Origin of the sequence: Pseudoduganella buxea (assembly GCF_009720835.1) — a bacterium.
Classification (GTDB): domain Bacteria; phylum Pseudomonadota; class Gammaproteobacteria; order Burkholderiales; family Burkholderiaceae_D; genus Rugamonas; species Rugamonas buxea.
On the sequence record NZ_WNKZ01000027.1, the window covers coordinates 48878 to 62656 of the forward strand.

A 13779-nucleotide genomic window follows, 5' to 3' on the forward strand; every position below is an offset into this window, starting at 1 on the left:
CACTCCCACCGCGCCGGTCCGGCTGCGGCAGCCGGCAGCATGAGGGCGTTCGCCCTGCTGGGCGCCGCCTGGGCCTACCGTGGCTTCATCATGGGCAGCGTACGCCGCGAGTTCCAGGCAAAGTATGGCAATGCGATGCTGGGCGCCGCGTGGACGCTGTTGCAGCCGCTGGCGATGATCGTCGTCTACACCGTCATCTTCGCCCAGGTCATGCACAGCAAGCTGCCCGGCAATGCGTCGACCTTCGCCTACAGCATTTACCTGTGTGCCGGCATTCTCACGTGGGGCCTGTTTGCCGAGATCCTGGCGCGCGCGCAGACGATGTTCCTCGATAACGCCAGCCTCATCAAGAAAATCAGCTTTCCCCGCATCTGCCTGCCGATCATCGTCGTGCTGTCGGCGCTGCTGAACTTCGCCATCATCTTCGGGCTGTTCGTCGTCTTCCTCGTCCTGTCCGGCACGTTCCCCGGCCTGGTCTTCTTCACCATCCTGCCGGTGCTGCTGGTGCAGGTGCTGTTCGCCGTCGGCCTGGGCCTGCTGGTAGGCCTGTTGAACGTGTTCTTCCGCGACGTCGGCCAGCTGTTTTCCATCGTGCTGCAATTCTGGTTCTGGTTCACGCCGGTCGTGTATCCGACGTCGATCCTGCCCGAAGGCATCCGCGCCCTGCTCGTCTACAACCCCATGGCCGCCGTCATCGGTGCCTACCAGACCGTGCTGGTCGATGCCCGGGCGCCCGACTGGCCGTCGCTGCTGCCGGTCACCGTGGCCGCCCTGCTGCTGTGCGTGCTGGGGCTGCGCATGTTCCGGCGCCGCGCCGGTGAAATGGTGGACGAATTATGAACGGCCGCATTACCGTCCAACAGCTGGGCAAGGCCTATCGCCAGTATCCCGCGCGCTGGTCGCGCCTGGCCGAATGGATGTTGCCATTCGTCGGCCCGCTGCACCGCCTGCACTGGGTGCTGCAGGATGTCGGCTTCGATATCGCCCCGGGCGAATCGGTGGGCCTGATCGGCGTCAACGGCGCCGGCAAGAGCACGCTGTTGAAACTGATCACGGGCACCACGCAGCCCAGCGCCGGCTTCGTCCAGGCCCATGGCCGCGTGGCCGCGCTGCTGGAACTGGGCCTGGGCTTCCAGCCCGACTTCACGGGACGCCAGAACGTGCTCGTGGCCGGCCAGCTGCTGGGCCTGGGCGTGGACGAAGTGCGCGCGCTGCTGCCCGGCATTCTCGAATTCGCCGACATCGGCGACTACATCGACCAGCCCGTGCGGGTCTATTCCAGCGGCATGCAGATGCGCCTGGCCTTCGCCGTCGCCACCTGCGTGCGCCCGGACGTGCTGATCGTCGACGAAGCGCTCGCCGTCGGCGATGTGTTCTTCCAACAAAAGTGCTTTGCCCGCATCGAGAGCTTCACCAAGGCGGGCACCACGCTGCTGTTCGTATCCCACAGCGCCGGCACGGTGCTCAACATCTGCGACCGCTGCATCTTCCTGCGCAACGGCCGCGTCGCCTTCGACGGTGCCCCGGCCGATGCACTCGACCTGTACCAGGCCGAACTGCTTGGCAGGCTCGACCAGGCACCGGATGGCATCACCGTCCAGAATGGCGAACCGGCCCCGGTACCGGCCGGCATGGCTGCCCTGGCGGGCAAGACTGGCAGCATCACCACGCCGCTGGCGGACTGCGTGGGCGTACGCCTGATCGACCAGCACGGCAACGAACGCAACGCCCTGCTGGCCGACCAGCGTGCCACGCTGCAGATCGATTACCTGCTGCACCAGGCGGCCGACGATCCGCACGTGGGCTTCAAGATCCGCAACCGGTTCGGCGCCGTGCTGTACGAAACGAACAGCTACTGCATGCGCCAGGCACCGGGCCCCGTGCCGGCCGGCAGCGTGCTGACGGCGCAGTTCACGATGCCGCTGGCCCTGTTTCCGGACGAATACACGATTACCGTCGGGCTCGGCGACGGCGGCTACGGCGAAGGCTCGTTCCGCCAGGTGCTGAACTACCTGCACGAAGTGACCAGCTTCGCCGTGCTGCAAAATCCCGATTCGCCCGTCTGGAGCGGCCTTGTCAACCTGGCGCCGCAACTGCGCCTCAGCAAACATTAACTTTTTTCGCCCATGTCCGAACACAGCGCATCCCAAGCATTGCCCGATCCGCACACCGAGCTGGTGCGCGGCCTGTACCGCGGTTTCCTGGGCCGGGAACCGGATGCCCCCGGACTGGCACACTGGGCCGCGAAACTGCAGGCCGGCACCGCCGGCAGCGCGCTGCTGGAGGCGATCCTGGCCTCGGACGAGTACCGCGCCATCGTAACCGGCGAGCGGGACGGCGAGCGCGTGCGCGCCTGCGTGGCCGCCGCCGCCGCGCCGCTGCTGGGCCCGCTGTCGATCGTCGATATCGGCGCCCAGGAACTGGAAGGCGAACAGCACGTCTACGCCCCGCTGCAGGCGGCCGGCGTGCCTTGCCAGGTAACGGGCTTCGAGCCGCAGGAAGACAAGATCGCGGCAAGCCTGGCCAAGCATCCGGACGGCAGCCTGCGGCTGTTCCCCACGTTTATCGGCGACGGCGGCCGGCACACCTTCCATATCAATAACGACGATGCGACGTCGTCGCTGCTGCCGCTGAACGAAGCGTTGACCCACGAGCTGGTGGACTTGAGCCACCTGCGCGTGGCGCGTACCGTCGACGTGGCCACGAGCCGGCTGGACGACGTGCTGACGGACGGCGCCACCGTCGACTTCCTGAAGCTGGACATCCAGGGCTTCGAGCTGGCGGCGCTGCAGCATGCGCCGCACGTGCTGCAGCGTACCAACGTGATTCACTGCGAAGTGTCGTTCATGCCGATCTACGCCGGCCAGGCCTTGTTCAGCGACATCGAGGCGCTGCTGCGCGCGGCCGGCTTTGCATTCATGGATTTCAGCTCGCTGTGCCGCTACCCCTACCATGGCGTGGCCGACAGCACGTCGCGCGACCGGCTGGGCTGGGGCGATGCCGTGTTCTTCCGCGTCGGTGCCGGCCTGGTGCCGCGCGACCTGCTGGCCCAGAGCCTGATCGCCCTGCTGGTATACGGCAAGCCATCCTATGCGGAGTACCTGGCACGGCAATACGACAGCGCCGCCGGCACGGCGCTGGCTTCGCTGTTCCGGCCGCAGGGAGAGCCGGCATGACGTTCATCACCTACGCGCAAAATGGCGAAGACATCCTGCTGTGGCGCGCGCTCGGCCATGTGAAGCAGGGCTTCTACGTGGACGTGGGCGCCAACGACCCGATCGAGCACTCCGTCACGAAAGCGTTCTACGACGCGGGCTGGCGCGGCATCAATATCGAGCCGCTGCCGTCGTTCCACCAGCGCTTCGAGCAGGACCGGCCGGGCGACATCAACCTGGCTATCGCAGCCGGGGCCGCCGACGGCGAACTGAAACTGTATGACGTGCCGTCCGTGAACGGCTGGGCGTCGCCCGATGCCGGCGTGGCCGCCGCGCACCGGGCCGAGGGCTTCGACGTGGTCGAGCTGACGGTGCCCGTGCGGACGCTGAACGGCGTGTGGGACGAGCACGTGCGCGGCGACGTGCACTTCCTGAAGATCGACGTGGAAGGTTTCGAAGGCGAAGTGCTGCGCGGCTTCGACCTGTCGCGCCATCGCCCGTGGATCCTCGTGATCGAGGCCACGCTGCCGAACAGCCGCGTGACGAACCACGAAACATGGGAACCCCTGGTCACGGCACACGGTTACCGCTTCGCGTGGTTCGACGGCCTGAACCGCTATTACGTGGCGGACGAACACGCCGAACTGCTGGCCGAACTGACCGTGCAGCCGAATGTGTTCGACGAGTACCAGAGCCATCACCTCATCTATGAGCGGGCCCAGGTCGCCGCCGCGCGGGCCGCGCACGCCGATGCCCTGCAAGCCTACGAGAACGCGCTGGTGCAGATCGAGAACGCGCTCGGCCAGGTTGATGCCGGACGGGCAGAACTGGCCGCCGCGCAGGAACAGATCGAAGGACTGGACGAACGCCTGCGCGAAGCGCACGCCACCGTGATCAGCCGCGACCGCGCGCTGGCCGAAACGAGCGCCTATGCCGAGCTGCTGGAACGCGAACTGGCCGCCGCCAACCTGCGCACGGTCGACGTCGAGTACCGCCTGAATGAAGTGCTGACGAGCCGTTCGTGGAAAATCACCGAGCCGCTGCGCGCGGCCAATGCCGGGGAACTGGGCGCCTGGGTCCGCGCCCGCGCCGCCGAGCGGGTACGTCGCGTCGTGACCCGGCTGGTCGAAAACGAAGGCCTGCGCCGCCGCGTGATTCCCCTGCTGGCCCGCTATCCCGCGCTGAACCACCGCGTGCTGTCGCTCGTCGCGCGCTTGAAGCGCCGTCCGCCCGAAGTGGCGCAGGAGGCGCGCGAAGGCAATGTTGCCCCGCACTTGCGCGACCTGCCGGTCTCGGCGCGGCGCGCCTTCGCCGACCTGTCGCAGCGTCAACATCCCCCGGAGTCCTAATACCCATGCGTATCATCATCGACCTGCAGGCCTGCCAGCACGGCACGCCCGTGCAACGGGCAGCCGCGCGCGGCCTGGCCCTGCAGCTGGCGCAAGACGCCGCCCCGCACGAGATCTGGCTGGCCCTGAACGGCCATTTCCAGGACAGCATCGCCGAGCTGCGCCATGCCTTCGGGGCCCTGGTGCCCGCTGCCCGCGTCTTCGTCTATGACGTTGCCACGCCCGATGAAGCGCTGGCAACGAACGGGCACTGGCTCAACGTGGCGGCCGACGCGCTGCGCGCCGGCGCCCTGGCCGCCCGCACCCCGGACGTGGTCCTGGCGCTGGACTACCACGCCGCGCCGGTGCGGTACCTGGCGCAGGGCATCAGTACCCATTTCGACCGTCACGCCAACGCGATCCGCGTTGGCGACGTGGCAGCACTGCAGCACAAGGCCAAGCGCGCCGTCAGCGAGGCCGCGCTGGCAACGCTGGGCGCAGCCGACCTGCTGCTGGTGGACTCGGAAGCGGACCGCGTGGCACTGGCGGCACTGCTGCCGGACAGTACCATCGCCCTGCTGCCCGCCGCCGCCGCAACGTTGTGGGAACGCGTGCAGCCGGCCGTGGCAGCCCGCATGCCGGCGCCGGCGCCGGCAGCCAAGCCGCGCCTGGCCTTCATCTCGCCCCTGCCGCCGGAAAAGTCCGGCATCGCGGACTACAGCGCCGAGCTGCTGCCCGAGCTGGCGCGATACTACGACATCGACGTCGTACTCGACCAGCCGGCCGTGGACGCACCGTGGGTGCAGGCCAACCTGCCGATCCGCACCGTGCAGTATTTCGACGAGCACGCGCAGGACTACCCGCACCGCCTCTACCACTTCGGCAATTCGCCGATGCACCAGCATATGTTCGCGCTGCTGGAGCGGCATCCCGGTGTCGTCGTGCTCCATGATTTCTACCTCGGTAACATCCTGCACCGGATGGAGGATACCGGCTACGTGCCGCATGCGCTGCGCGATGCACTGTTGCGCTCGCATGGCTTCGGCGCCCTGTTCGAACTGGAGCGCCAGGGCAGTGCCGTGGCGTGGCAATACCCGTGCAACAAGCCCGTGCTGGACGCGGCCACCGGCGTCATCGTCCACTCGGCGTATCCGAAACAGCTGGCCGAGCAGTGGTACGGTCCCGACGGGGCCGCCAACTGGCACACGCTGCCCCTGTTGCGCGGCCACCCCGGCGGCGACCGCGCGGCACTGCGCGAAGCGGCGCGCGCGAAACTGAACCTGGCGCCAAGCGATTTCCTCGTCTGCTCGTTCGGCCTGCTGGGTCCGACCAAGCTGAACCACCGGCTGCTGGACGCTTGGCTCGATTCGTCCCTGGCGGACGAATCCCACGCGCGCCTGGTGTTCGTCGGCGACCTGGGGACCGATGCCTATGCAGCCGACCTGCGCGCCAGGCTGGCGCCGGCCCGCGCCGGCGAACGCATCGCCGTCACGGGCTTCGTCACGCCCGCCGACTACCAGACCTACCTGGTGGCATGCGACGTCGCCGTCCAGCTGCGCAGCAACACGCGCGGCGAAACGTCGGCGGCGGTGCTCGATTGCCTGTTGCACGGCGTGCCGACGATTATCAATGCCCATGGCGCGATGGCGGAACTGCCTGACGACATGCTCGTCAAGCTGGACGACGACTTCGCCACGGCCGACCTGTCCGTCGCCCTCGTCGACCTGTACCACAACCTGCCGCTGCGGGCCCACCTGGGCCAGGCGGCGGCGGCCTATATCGCACTGCATCACTGCCCGCAGCAGGTGGGCGCGCAGTATCACGCCACCTTGCAACGCCTGGCGCAGGACAACCCCCTGCTGCATTACCGGCGGCAGGTGCAGGCTTTGCAGGCCGTCATGCCGCCGGCTGGCCAGCCGCTGCAGGATGACCTGCTGCGCTGCGCCCGCGCGCTGGCGGCGAACCAGCCGGCACGCGGCCCGCGCCAGCTGCTGGTCGACGTCTCGGCGATGGTGCAGACGGACTTACGCACCGGCATCCAGCGTGTCGTGCGCAGCATCCTGCAGGCGCTGCTGGCCGAGCCGCCGGCCGGGTTCATCGCCGAACCCGTCTACAGCCCGGGCAACGGCCAACCTTACCGCTACGCCCGCGCGTGGCTCCAGCGCGGCCTGAAGTCGCCCGTCCATGGCCTGGACGATGCGCCCATCGAACTGGGTGCAGGCGACATCTTCCTGGGCCTGGACTTGATGATGCACGGCATCACGCAGAACCGCGCCCTGCTGCAGGGATACCGAAACCGTGGTGCCCACGTGTATTTCGTCGTCTACGACCTGCTGCCGGTGCTGCGTCCGGAATTCTTCCCGTTCAATTCGGACCAGGTATTTGCCGACTGGCTCGATACGATCGCCACCGTGTCGGACGGCCTGATCGCCATTTCCCGCGCCGTGGCCGACGAGATGGCAACGTGGTTCGACGCCCATCCGCCGGCCCGGCTGGCGCCGCTGGCACTGAGCTATTTCCACCTCGGTGCCGACATCGAGGCCAGCACGCCCACGGCCGGGCTGCCCCTGGATGCGACGACACTGCTCGAGACGCTGTCGACGCGCCCCGGCTTCCTGATGGTCGGCACGCTCGAGCCGCGCAAGGGCCACCGCCAGGTGGTCGACGCCTTCGACGAACTGTGGCGCACCGGCCATGACGTCAACCTGATCATCGTCGGCAAGAAGGGCTGGATGGTGGACGACCTGGCCGAGCGGATGACGCAGCATCCGGAAGCGGGCAAGCGGCTGTTCTGGCTGCAGGGCGTATCGGACGAGATGCTGTTGAAGCTGTACCAATCGGCTGCCTGCCTGCTGGCCGCGTCGGAAGGCGAAGGCTTCGGCCTGCCGCTGATCGAAGCGGGGCAAAAAGGCATCCCGATCATCGCGCGCGCCCTGCCCGTGTTCCGTGAAGTGGCTGGCGTCCATGCCCACTACTTCGACGGCGACAGCGGCGCTGCGCTGGCCGACGCCATCGCGGCCTGGCTGAAACTGTCGAGCGAAGGTGCAGCACCGCAATCGACGGGCATGCCGTGGCTGACATGGCGCGACAGCGCCTGCCAGTTCAAGGCGGCGCTGGCCGGGGAACGACCTTACCGCAGTGTAATATTTTCAGAAGAGACGCCGTGATAACCGTGTTATCATTCTGCAATTAATCAGGCCGTGTTCGCGGCCTCATCCAAAATTTCGCAATGTATTCATCCGACGTCTTGTCCCAGCGTACCGACGGCACCATGCGTCCCCTAGTCATCGACCTGGACGGCACGCTGATCTATTCCGACCTCCTGTGGGAATCCCTGCTGCTGTTTCTCAAGCAGCACTTCTGGCAGGCATGGCGCCTGCCGTTCTGGCTCCTCGGCGGCAAGGCGGCGTTCAAGGAACGCCTGGCGCAGGCGGTGGCGTTCGATCCGTCCACGCTGCCGTACGACCAGCACCTGCTGAAGGAAATCCGCGCCCAGCGGGCGCTGGGGCGCACGATCGTCCTCGCCACCGGTTCGCAACGGCGACTGGCCGAGCAGATCGCCGAACACCTGCAACTCTTCGACCTCGTTGCCGCGACCGGTGACGGCATCAACCTGACGGGCCGGCACAAAGCCACCCACCTGAACAGCCTGTATGGCGACCGCAATTTCGACTATGTCGGCAATTCCCGTGTCGACATTCCTGTCTGGCATGCCTCGCATGGTGCCTACTCCGTCACGCACAAGCCGTTTCGCCTGCCGGACGGGCGCAGCACCAGCCAGCTGGGCAGCCACCGTCCCGGCGCCGCGCGCTACCTCCTCAAGGGCATGCGCCCACGGCAGTGGCTGAAGAACATGCTCGTGTTCGTGCCGATGCTGACGGGCCATGCGTTCGGCCTGACGACGCTGACGCAGTCGCTGGTGGCCTTTGTCGCGTTCTCGCTGTGCGCCTCCAGCGCCTACCTGCTCAACGACGCGCTCGATGCGGGCGACGATCGCCGCCATCCCACCAAGTGCAAGCGTCCCATCGCGGCCGGCTTGCTGCCGCTGCCGCTGGCGCTGCTCACGAGCCCGCTGCTGGCGCTGGTGGCCATCGCGCTGAGCGCCCTGTTCGACCCGCTGCTGCTGCTGACCCTGAGCTTCTACTTCGTCACCACGGTGTGCTATTCCCTGTACCTGAAGCGGCTCTTGATGATCGATATCGTGACGCTGTCGATGCTCTACACGCTGCGCATCCTGGGCGGCAGTGCCGCCACGCACATCACGCCGTCGTTCTGGCTGCTGGCATTCTCGTTCTTCATCTTCCTCAGCCTGGCGCTGCTGAAGCGCTACAGCGAATTGTTCAACCTGCACAAGCAGGGCAAGGACAAGACAAGCGGGCGCGGCTATACGACGGCCGACAAGGTGCCCGTCGGAACGATGGGGGTCGCGTGCGGCTTCCTGTCCGTGCTGATCTTCATGCTCTACTTCAATTCCGAAACGGTGCTGCAGATGTACGGCCGCCCCTACCTGCTGATGGGCATCGTGCCCTTGCTGGTGTTCTGGCTGGGCCGTCTGTGGCTGCTGGCATATCGCGGCCTCGTCAATGAAGATCCCGTGCTGTACGTCAGCAAGGACAAGACGAGCCTCCTGATCATCGGCCTGTGCGCGGCGATCGCCGGCGCGGCAAGCTGGTAGGCGGCGCGATGGGTTCCCTTTCCTCCCCAGCTACCGGTTACGCCTGGTGCGTGGCGGCCGCCTTCGCCAGTGCGCTGGCCACGTTCCTGATCAAGCAAAGCACCTTGGCCAACGCGGGCTGGACGATGGTGCGGCTGCTCTGGCTCGGCGCCGCCTGCGCCAGTTACGGGCTCGGATTCGTGTTCTACTCGCTGGCGCTGCAACGCTTGCAGATGTCGCTGGCCTATCCGCTGATGACGGCCGTCACGACTGCCGTCGTGGCACTGCTCGGCTACCTCGTCTGGCAGGAGACGCTGGGCCTGTCGAAGTGCCTCGGCCTGCTGCTGCTGGGCGCGGGCGCCTTCCTGATCACACGGTAAGCCGGAGACTTGCTTGACAACTTTATCGACGATGCGCCCAGCCATCGTGCGCCAGGGCGCGGCACGCGTGCTGCTCGTGCTGGCGTTGCTGCTGGCCCTGCTGCCCACCGCCTTCCGGCCGCAGCATTACGGTGATGCCAACGAATACATCCTGACCACGCTGGCGCTGGCCAATCACGGCACGCCGGACCTGCGCGTTGCCGACCTGGCGATGGCGCGCGAGATGCTGCCGGAGATGGCGGCGCCGTACGACCTGCTCGAGCCGGGCCTGCGCGATCCGGCCGCCGAGCTGTATGCGGCCTACACGCGCGGCCGTGACGATACCGTCTATGCCGTGCACTTCTTCGGCTACCCGCTGCTTGCCACGATCCCGTACAAGGCACTGCAGTGGCTGGGCCTGCCGCCGCTGAAGTGCTTCCAGATTCTTAACCTCGCATTCGTGCTGGTCCTGGGCGCGGCGCTGCATCGCGCCTTCGGTTCACTGCCCAGGACGCTGGCCGGCGTCGGGCTTTTCTTCCTGTGCGGCGGCGCGCTGTACTGGAACTGGAGCAGTCCGGAATGCGTGACGGCTGCCGCGCTGCTGGCCGGCCTGCTGTACTTCACCCACGGTGCGCCGGTCCGGGGCGCGCTGCTGGCCGGCATCGCCGCACTGCAGAATCCCACGACCGTGTTTTTCTTCGCCTTCGCGCCGCTGCTGCTGTGCTGCATGCACGCGCGCCAGGGCGGCAGCTGGCGGGACGCAGTCGCGCCGGCGCTGCAACGCCGTGTCGTGCTGGCCATCGGCGCCGGCATCGCCGTGGCCGCGCTGGCGCCGCTGTTCAACCTGTGGGCCTTCGGCGTACCCAATATCATCGCGAAGCGCTTTACGACCCCGGAGCTCATCGGCCTGACACGCCTGCACTCGTTCTTCTTCGATCTGAACCAGGGCATGATCATCGCCGTTCCGGCCTTGGTGGCGGCACTGGCGGCGGGGCTGTGGCGGCGCGAGCGCGCCGTACGCGCCCGGCACGCCGGGGTGCTGGCCGCGTGCGCGCTGTTCGTGCTGTGCCTGGCCGTGCCGGCGCTGTCGATCAACAACTGGAACTCCGGCGCCACCGGCGTGATGCGCTACGGCTTCTGGTGCGCGATGCCATTGCTGTTCGCGCTGCTGGCCGGCCTGCGCGATCCATGGCCGCGCGCGTGCCTGGCGCTGCTCGCCGCCGCCCAGGCGCTGTGCATGGTGCACGCCCTGAGCTACCACTACACCCAGTTCAGTCCTTTGACCCGGGCCCTGTTCGCCGTCGCCCCGGGGCTGGTCAACCCGGAACCGGAAATTTTCGCCGAACGCGCCGAGCACAAGGATGACTACATCGACATGTCGCGGGTCTACACGTACACCCACGATGGCGTCGTCGTGAAGGCGCTGTACAACACCGCCAATACGGGCGTGCACGATGCCCTGTGCGGCCCCGGCGGCCGGTTCGGCGGCGAGGTGGGCACGGCGGCCACCTATCGCGACTGGCGCTACCTCAACGGACCCTTGCGCTGCAAGTCGGCCGACCTGAGCGGCGTGCTGCTGGAATCAGTCCACCAGGGCACGGCGCTGCGCCTGGCCGGTGGCTGGGGTCGCATCGAAACGGGCGGCGGCAACTGGACGGGCGCCTGGTCGGATGGTGCCACTTCCGCCATCGAAATCACGCTGGCAGCAGGGCACCGCCCCACATCGATGACGCTGCACGGCCAGTATTTCGACGGCAACCGCCGCACCCGCGTCGCCGTCAACGGCAAGGATCTCGGCACCTTCGACCTGGCTGCGGGCCAGGCCATCGCCTTGACCGACGTGGCCATGGCACCCACGCTGACGATCACGCTGACCCACGAAGCACCGCGCAAGGCCGGCGCCGACGACGCCCGCGCACTGAGCCTGTTCCTGAACAAGGTTCGCCTGTTCTGATTTTTTTGGAGGCCCTCTGGCTACTTTTGTAATGAAAACACTGCGCCTGTCGCTGGACAGCACACGCGCGTTTGCCTGCACGCTCGCGGCAGTACTGCTGCTGGGCACCTGTCTCGTGCGCTACCAGCTGAGCGGCGACATCGCCGAATACTCGCTGATGACGATCGCCATCGCCAACCATGGCACGCCTGAAATCCGCGACACCGACATCGCCGAAGCGCTGCGCGTCGTGCCGGAAATGGGCTATGCCTATACGGACCTGGAAGAAGGCATCGCCAAGGCCAAGGAAGTGCCCCGCCCCGGCTTCCATATGGATTTGCACGGCAATGTGCAGGCCATCCACTTCTTTGCGTATTCGGCACTGGCGGCCCTACCCTACAAGGTGCTTGGCGCGCTCGGCATCGCGCCGATGAAATGCTACCAGTTCGTCAATGCGGCACTGCTGTTCGTGCTGGGCATGTCGCTGCGGCGCTTCTTCGGCAATGGCCACCATGCGCTGGGCGCGCTGGCCTTGTACGTCCTGTGCGGCGGGCTCGCTTATGCCAACTGGAGCAGCCCCGAGTCGGTCAGCGCGTCCGCGCTGCTGGCAGGCCTGTTGCTGTGCGCCAGCAGCGCCCCGCTGGCCGGCGGCGCCCTGATCGGGCTGGCCGCCACGCAGAACCCGACCATCGTCCTGGTGCTGGCGATGCTGCCCGTTATCGTGCTGTGCCGCCACTGGCGGCCCGGCATGGGCATGGCGGATGCGTGGAATCATGTCTGGCATGCGCCAGTCGTGGGCGGCCTGGCCGCAGGCACGGCGCTGTTCGCCACCAATCCCCTGTTCAACCTGTATGCGTTCGGCGTACCCAGCATCATCGCCGTCGGCTACACGCTGCCCGAGCTGGCAACATGGACGCGCTTCCACTCCGTGTTCCTGGACCTGAGCCAGGGCATGATCCTCGCCATTCCCGGTGTCGCCGCGCTCATCGCATGGCTGGCAATGGACCGGCGCGCCACGCGCGGGCGCATCCTGCTGCTGTGCGCCATCCTGGTCATCGTCGGCATGACCTTGCCAGCCATCATCGTCACCAACTGGAATTCCGGTGCATCCGGCGTGATGCGCTACTCGTTCTGGGGTGCGATGCCGCTGCTGTTCGTACTGCTGTGGCAGCTGCGCGAACAGCCGACGGTCAGCACGAAGCTGGTAGTGGCAATGCTGCTGGTGCAGGCGCTGGCCACGCTGCACATGGTCAGTTATCCCTATACCAAGTTCTCGCCGCTGGCGCGGCTGGTGATGCGCACGGTACCGGCCTATTACAATCCGGACCCGGAAATCTTCTACGAGCGCACCTTGCAGAAGGAACTGAATGTGGGTACGGATGACATCTTGCAGTACATCGACGACAACCAGGTGCGCAAGACCATGTACAACCTGAGCAACCAGCGCCTGGACGAACGCCTGTGCGGCGAAGGCCGCCTGCTGCGGGAAGACAATTCGGTCACGGCGACGACGCAGAACTGGCGCTTCATCAATGGCCAGATCCTCTGCAAGAAAGTGCCCGGCTACCGCCAGATGCGTTTCAACGCGGCGCAGTTCGGGCCGGGCGGCGTCCTGGCCGACGGCTGGAGCCCGCCGCAATTCGGCGCATTGCAGTGGACGGGTACGTGGAGCGTGTCGCGCCTGTCGTCCATCCGCATTCCGCTGGAGGCGGGCATGCAGCCGCGTCGCCTGTTCATCACGGGCTTCTACCATGAGAAGGCGGAGCACGAGACCCGCGTGGTCGTCAACGGCAAGGATTATGGCTGGGTGAAACTCGACGAGCGCAAGCTGCCGTTCGAGATTCCGGCATCGACCGGCGCCATCACCGTGGAACTGGAGCACAAACCGTTCGCCCCGCCTGCCAGCGAGCCGGACCAGCGCAAATTCGGCCTGTTCCTGCAGACCATCGCGGTGCTGTAAGGACGCCGCGGCGACGGGGCGCCAGCGCCCCTGCGCGAACGTGGCCTTAAAAAAAAGGCGCTGTCAGTGACAGCGCCTTTTCTTTTTCGAAGGACCACCCTTTGCCGGATCGTCCTTCCGGTCAGGCTCAATTCTTCGGCAGCCCGCCCAGCAGCGCGGCGATTTTCTGTTTCGGCTTGGCCGGCGTCGTCGACGACGACGTCGCGGCCGGGGCCGTGCTGGCGGCGCGGGTCGGCTCGTACGGTTTCAGGAACCACGGATCGACCTTGTCGCGGCGCGGCACGCCGGGGCGGCCGTAGCGTTCCCGCTCGCCACTGCGCTCCGGTGGACGCTCGCTGCGCGGGCCCCGTTCCGTGCTGGCGGCGCGGTCGCCGCCGAAGCTGCGCTCGC

The 13779-nt window shown here is 67.0% G+C and carries 9 protein-coding genes and 1 pseudogene; 9 read left to right on the forward strand and 1 reads right to left on the reverse strand.

Annotated features, from left to right (window positions below; all coding sequences use genetic code 11):
* The first annotated feature begins 39 nt into the window (after positions 1 to 39).
* From GM672_RS11680 to GM672_RS11720, 9 genes are all read left to right on the forward strand, one after another.
* Positions 40 to 840, forward strand: a complete 801-nt coding sequence (locus tag GM672_RS11680) for an ABC transporter permease (RefSeq protein WP_155470700.1) — start codon at positions 40 to 42, stop codon at positions 838 to 840.
* Complete coding sequence (locus GM672_RS11685; protein ID WP_155470701.1) at positions 837 to 2114, forward strand: ABC transporter ATP-binding protein; 1278 nt, start codon at positions 837 to 839, stop codon at positions 2112 to 2114. The genes GM672_RS11680 and GM672_RS11685 overlap by 4 nt, the downstream gene beginning before the upstream one ends.
* Positions 2115 to 2126: 12 nt before the next feature.
* On the forward strand, positions 2127 to 3176 hold the full coding sequence (locus tag GM672_RS11690) for an FkbM family methyltransferase (protein ID WP_155470702.1): 1050 nt from the start codon (positions 2127 to 2129) through the stop codon (positions 3174 to 3176).
* Positions 3173 to 4504: an FkbM family methyltransferase gene (locus GM672_RS11695; RefSeq protein WP_155470703.1), complete on the forward strand. Its 1332-nt coding sequence runs from the start codon at positions 3173 to 3175 to the stop codon at positions 4502 to 4504. Before GM672_RS11690 ends, GM672_RS11695 begins: the two co-directional genes overlap by 4 nt.
* Positions 4505 to 4509: 5 nt before the next feature.
* Positions 4510 to 7650, forward strand: a complete 3141-nt coding sequence (locus tag GM672_RS11700; protein ID WP_155470704.1) for a glycosyltransferase — start codon at positions 4510 to 4512, stop codon at positions 7648 to 7650.
* Between the two features lie 62 nt (positions 7651 to 7712).
* A complete protein-coding gene (locus GM672_RS11705) occupies positions 7713 to 9158 on the forward strand; it encodes a UbiA family prenyltransferase (protein WP_155470705.1) in 1446 nt (481 codons plus the stop codon).
* Positions 9159 to 9166: 8 nt separating this feature from the next.
* On the forward strand, positions 9167 to 9517 hold the full coding sequence (locus GM672_RS11710; RefSeq protein ID WP_155470706.1) for an SMR family transporter: 351 nt from the start codon (positions 9167 to 9169) through the stop codon (positions 9515 to 9517).
* 13 nt (positions 9518 to 9530) lie between these two features.
* Positions 9531 to 11450 (forward strand): hypothetical protein, encoded by a 1920-nt coding sequence (locus GM672_RS11715; protein ID WP_155470707.1) that lies wholly within the window; start codon positions 9531 to 9533, stop codon positions 11448 to 11450.
* A 31-nt stretch (positions 11451 to 11481) separates the two neighbouring features.
* Entirely contained in the window at positions 11482 to 13389 is a 1908-nt protein-coding gene (locus GM672_RS11720; RefSeq protein ID WP_155470708.1) for a hypothetical protein, read from the forward strand.
* Positions 13390 to 13516: 127 nt separating this feature from the next.
* Here GM672_RS11720 and GM672_RS28325 read toward each other — a convergent pair.
* A pseudogene (locus GM672_RS28325) lies at positions 13517 to 13779 on the reverse strand (DEAD/DEAH box helicase); the annotation flags it as partial.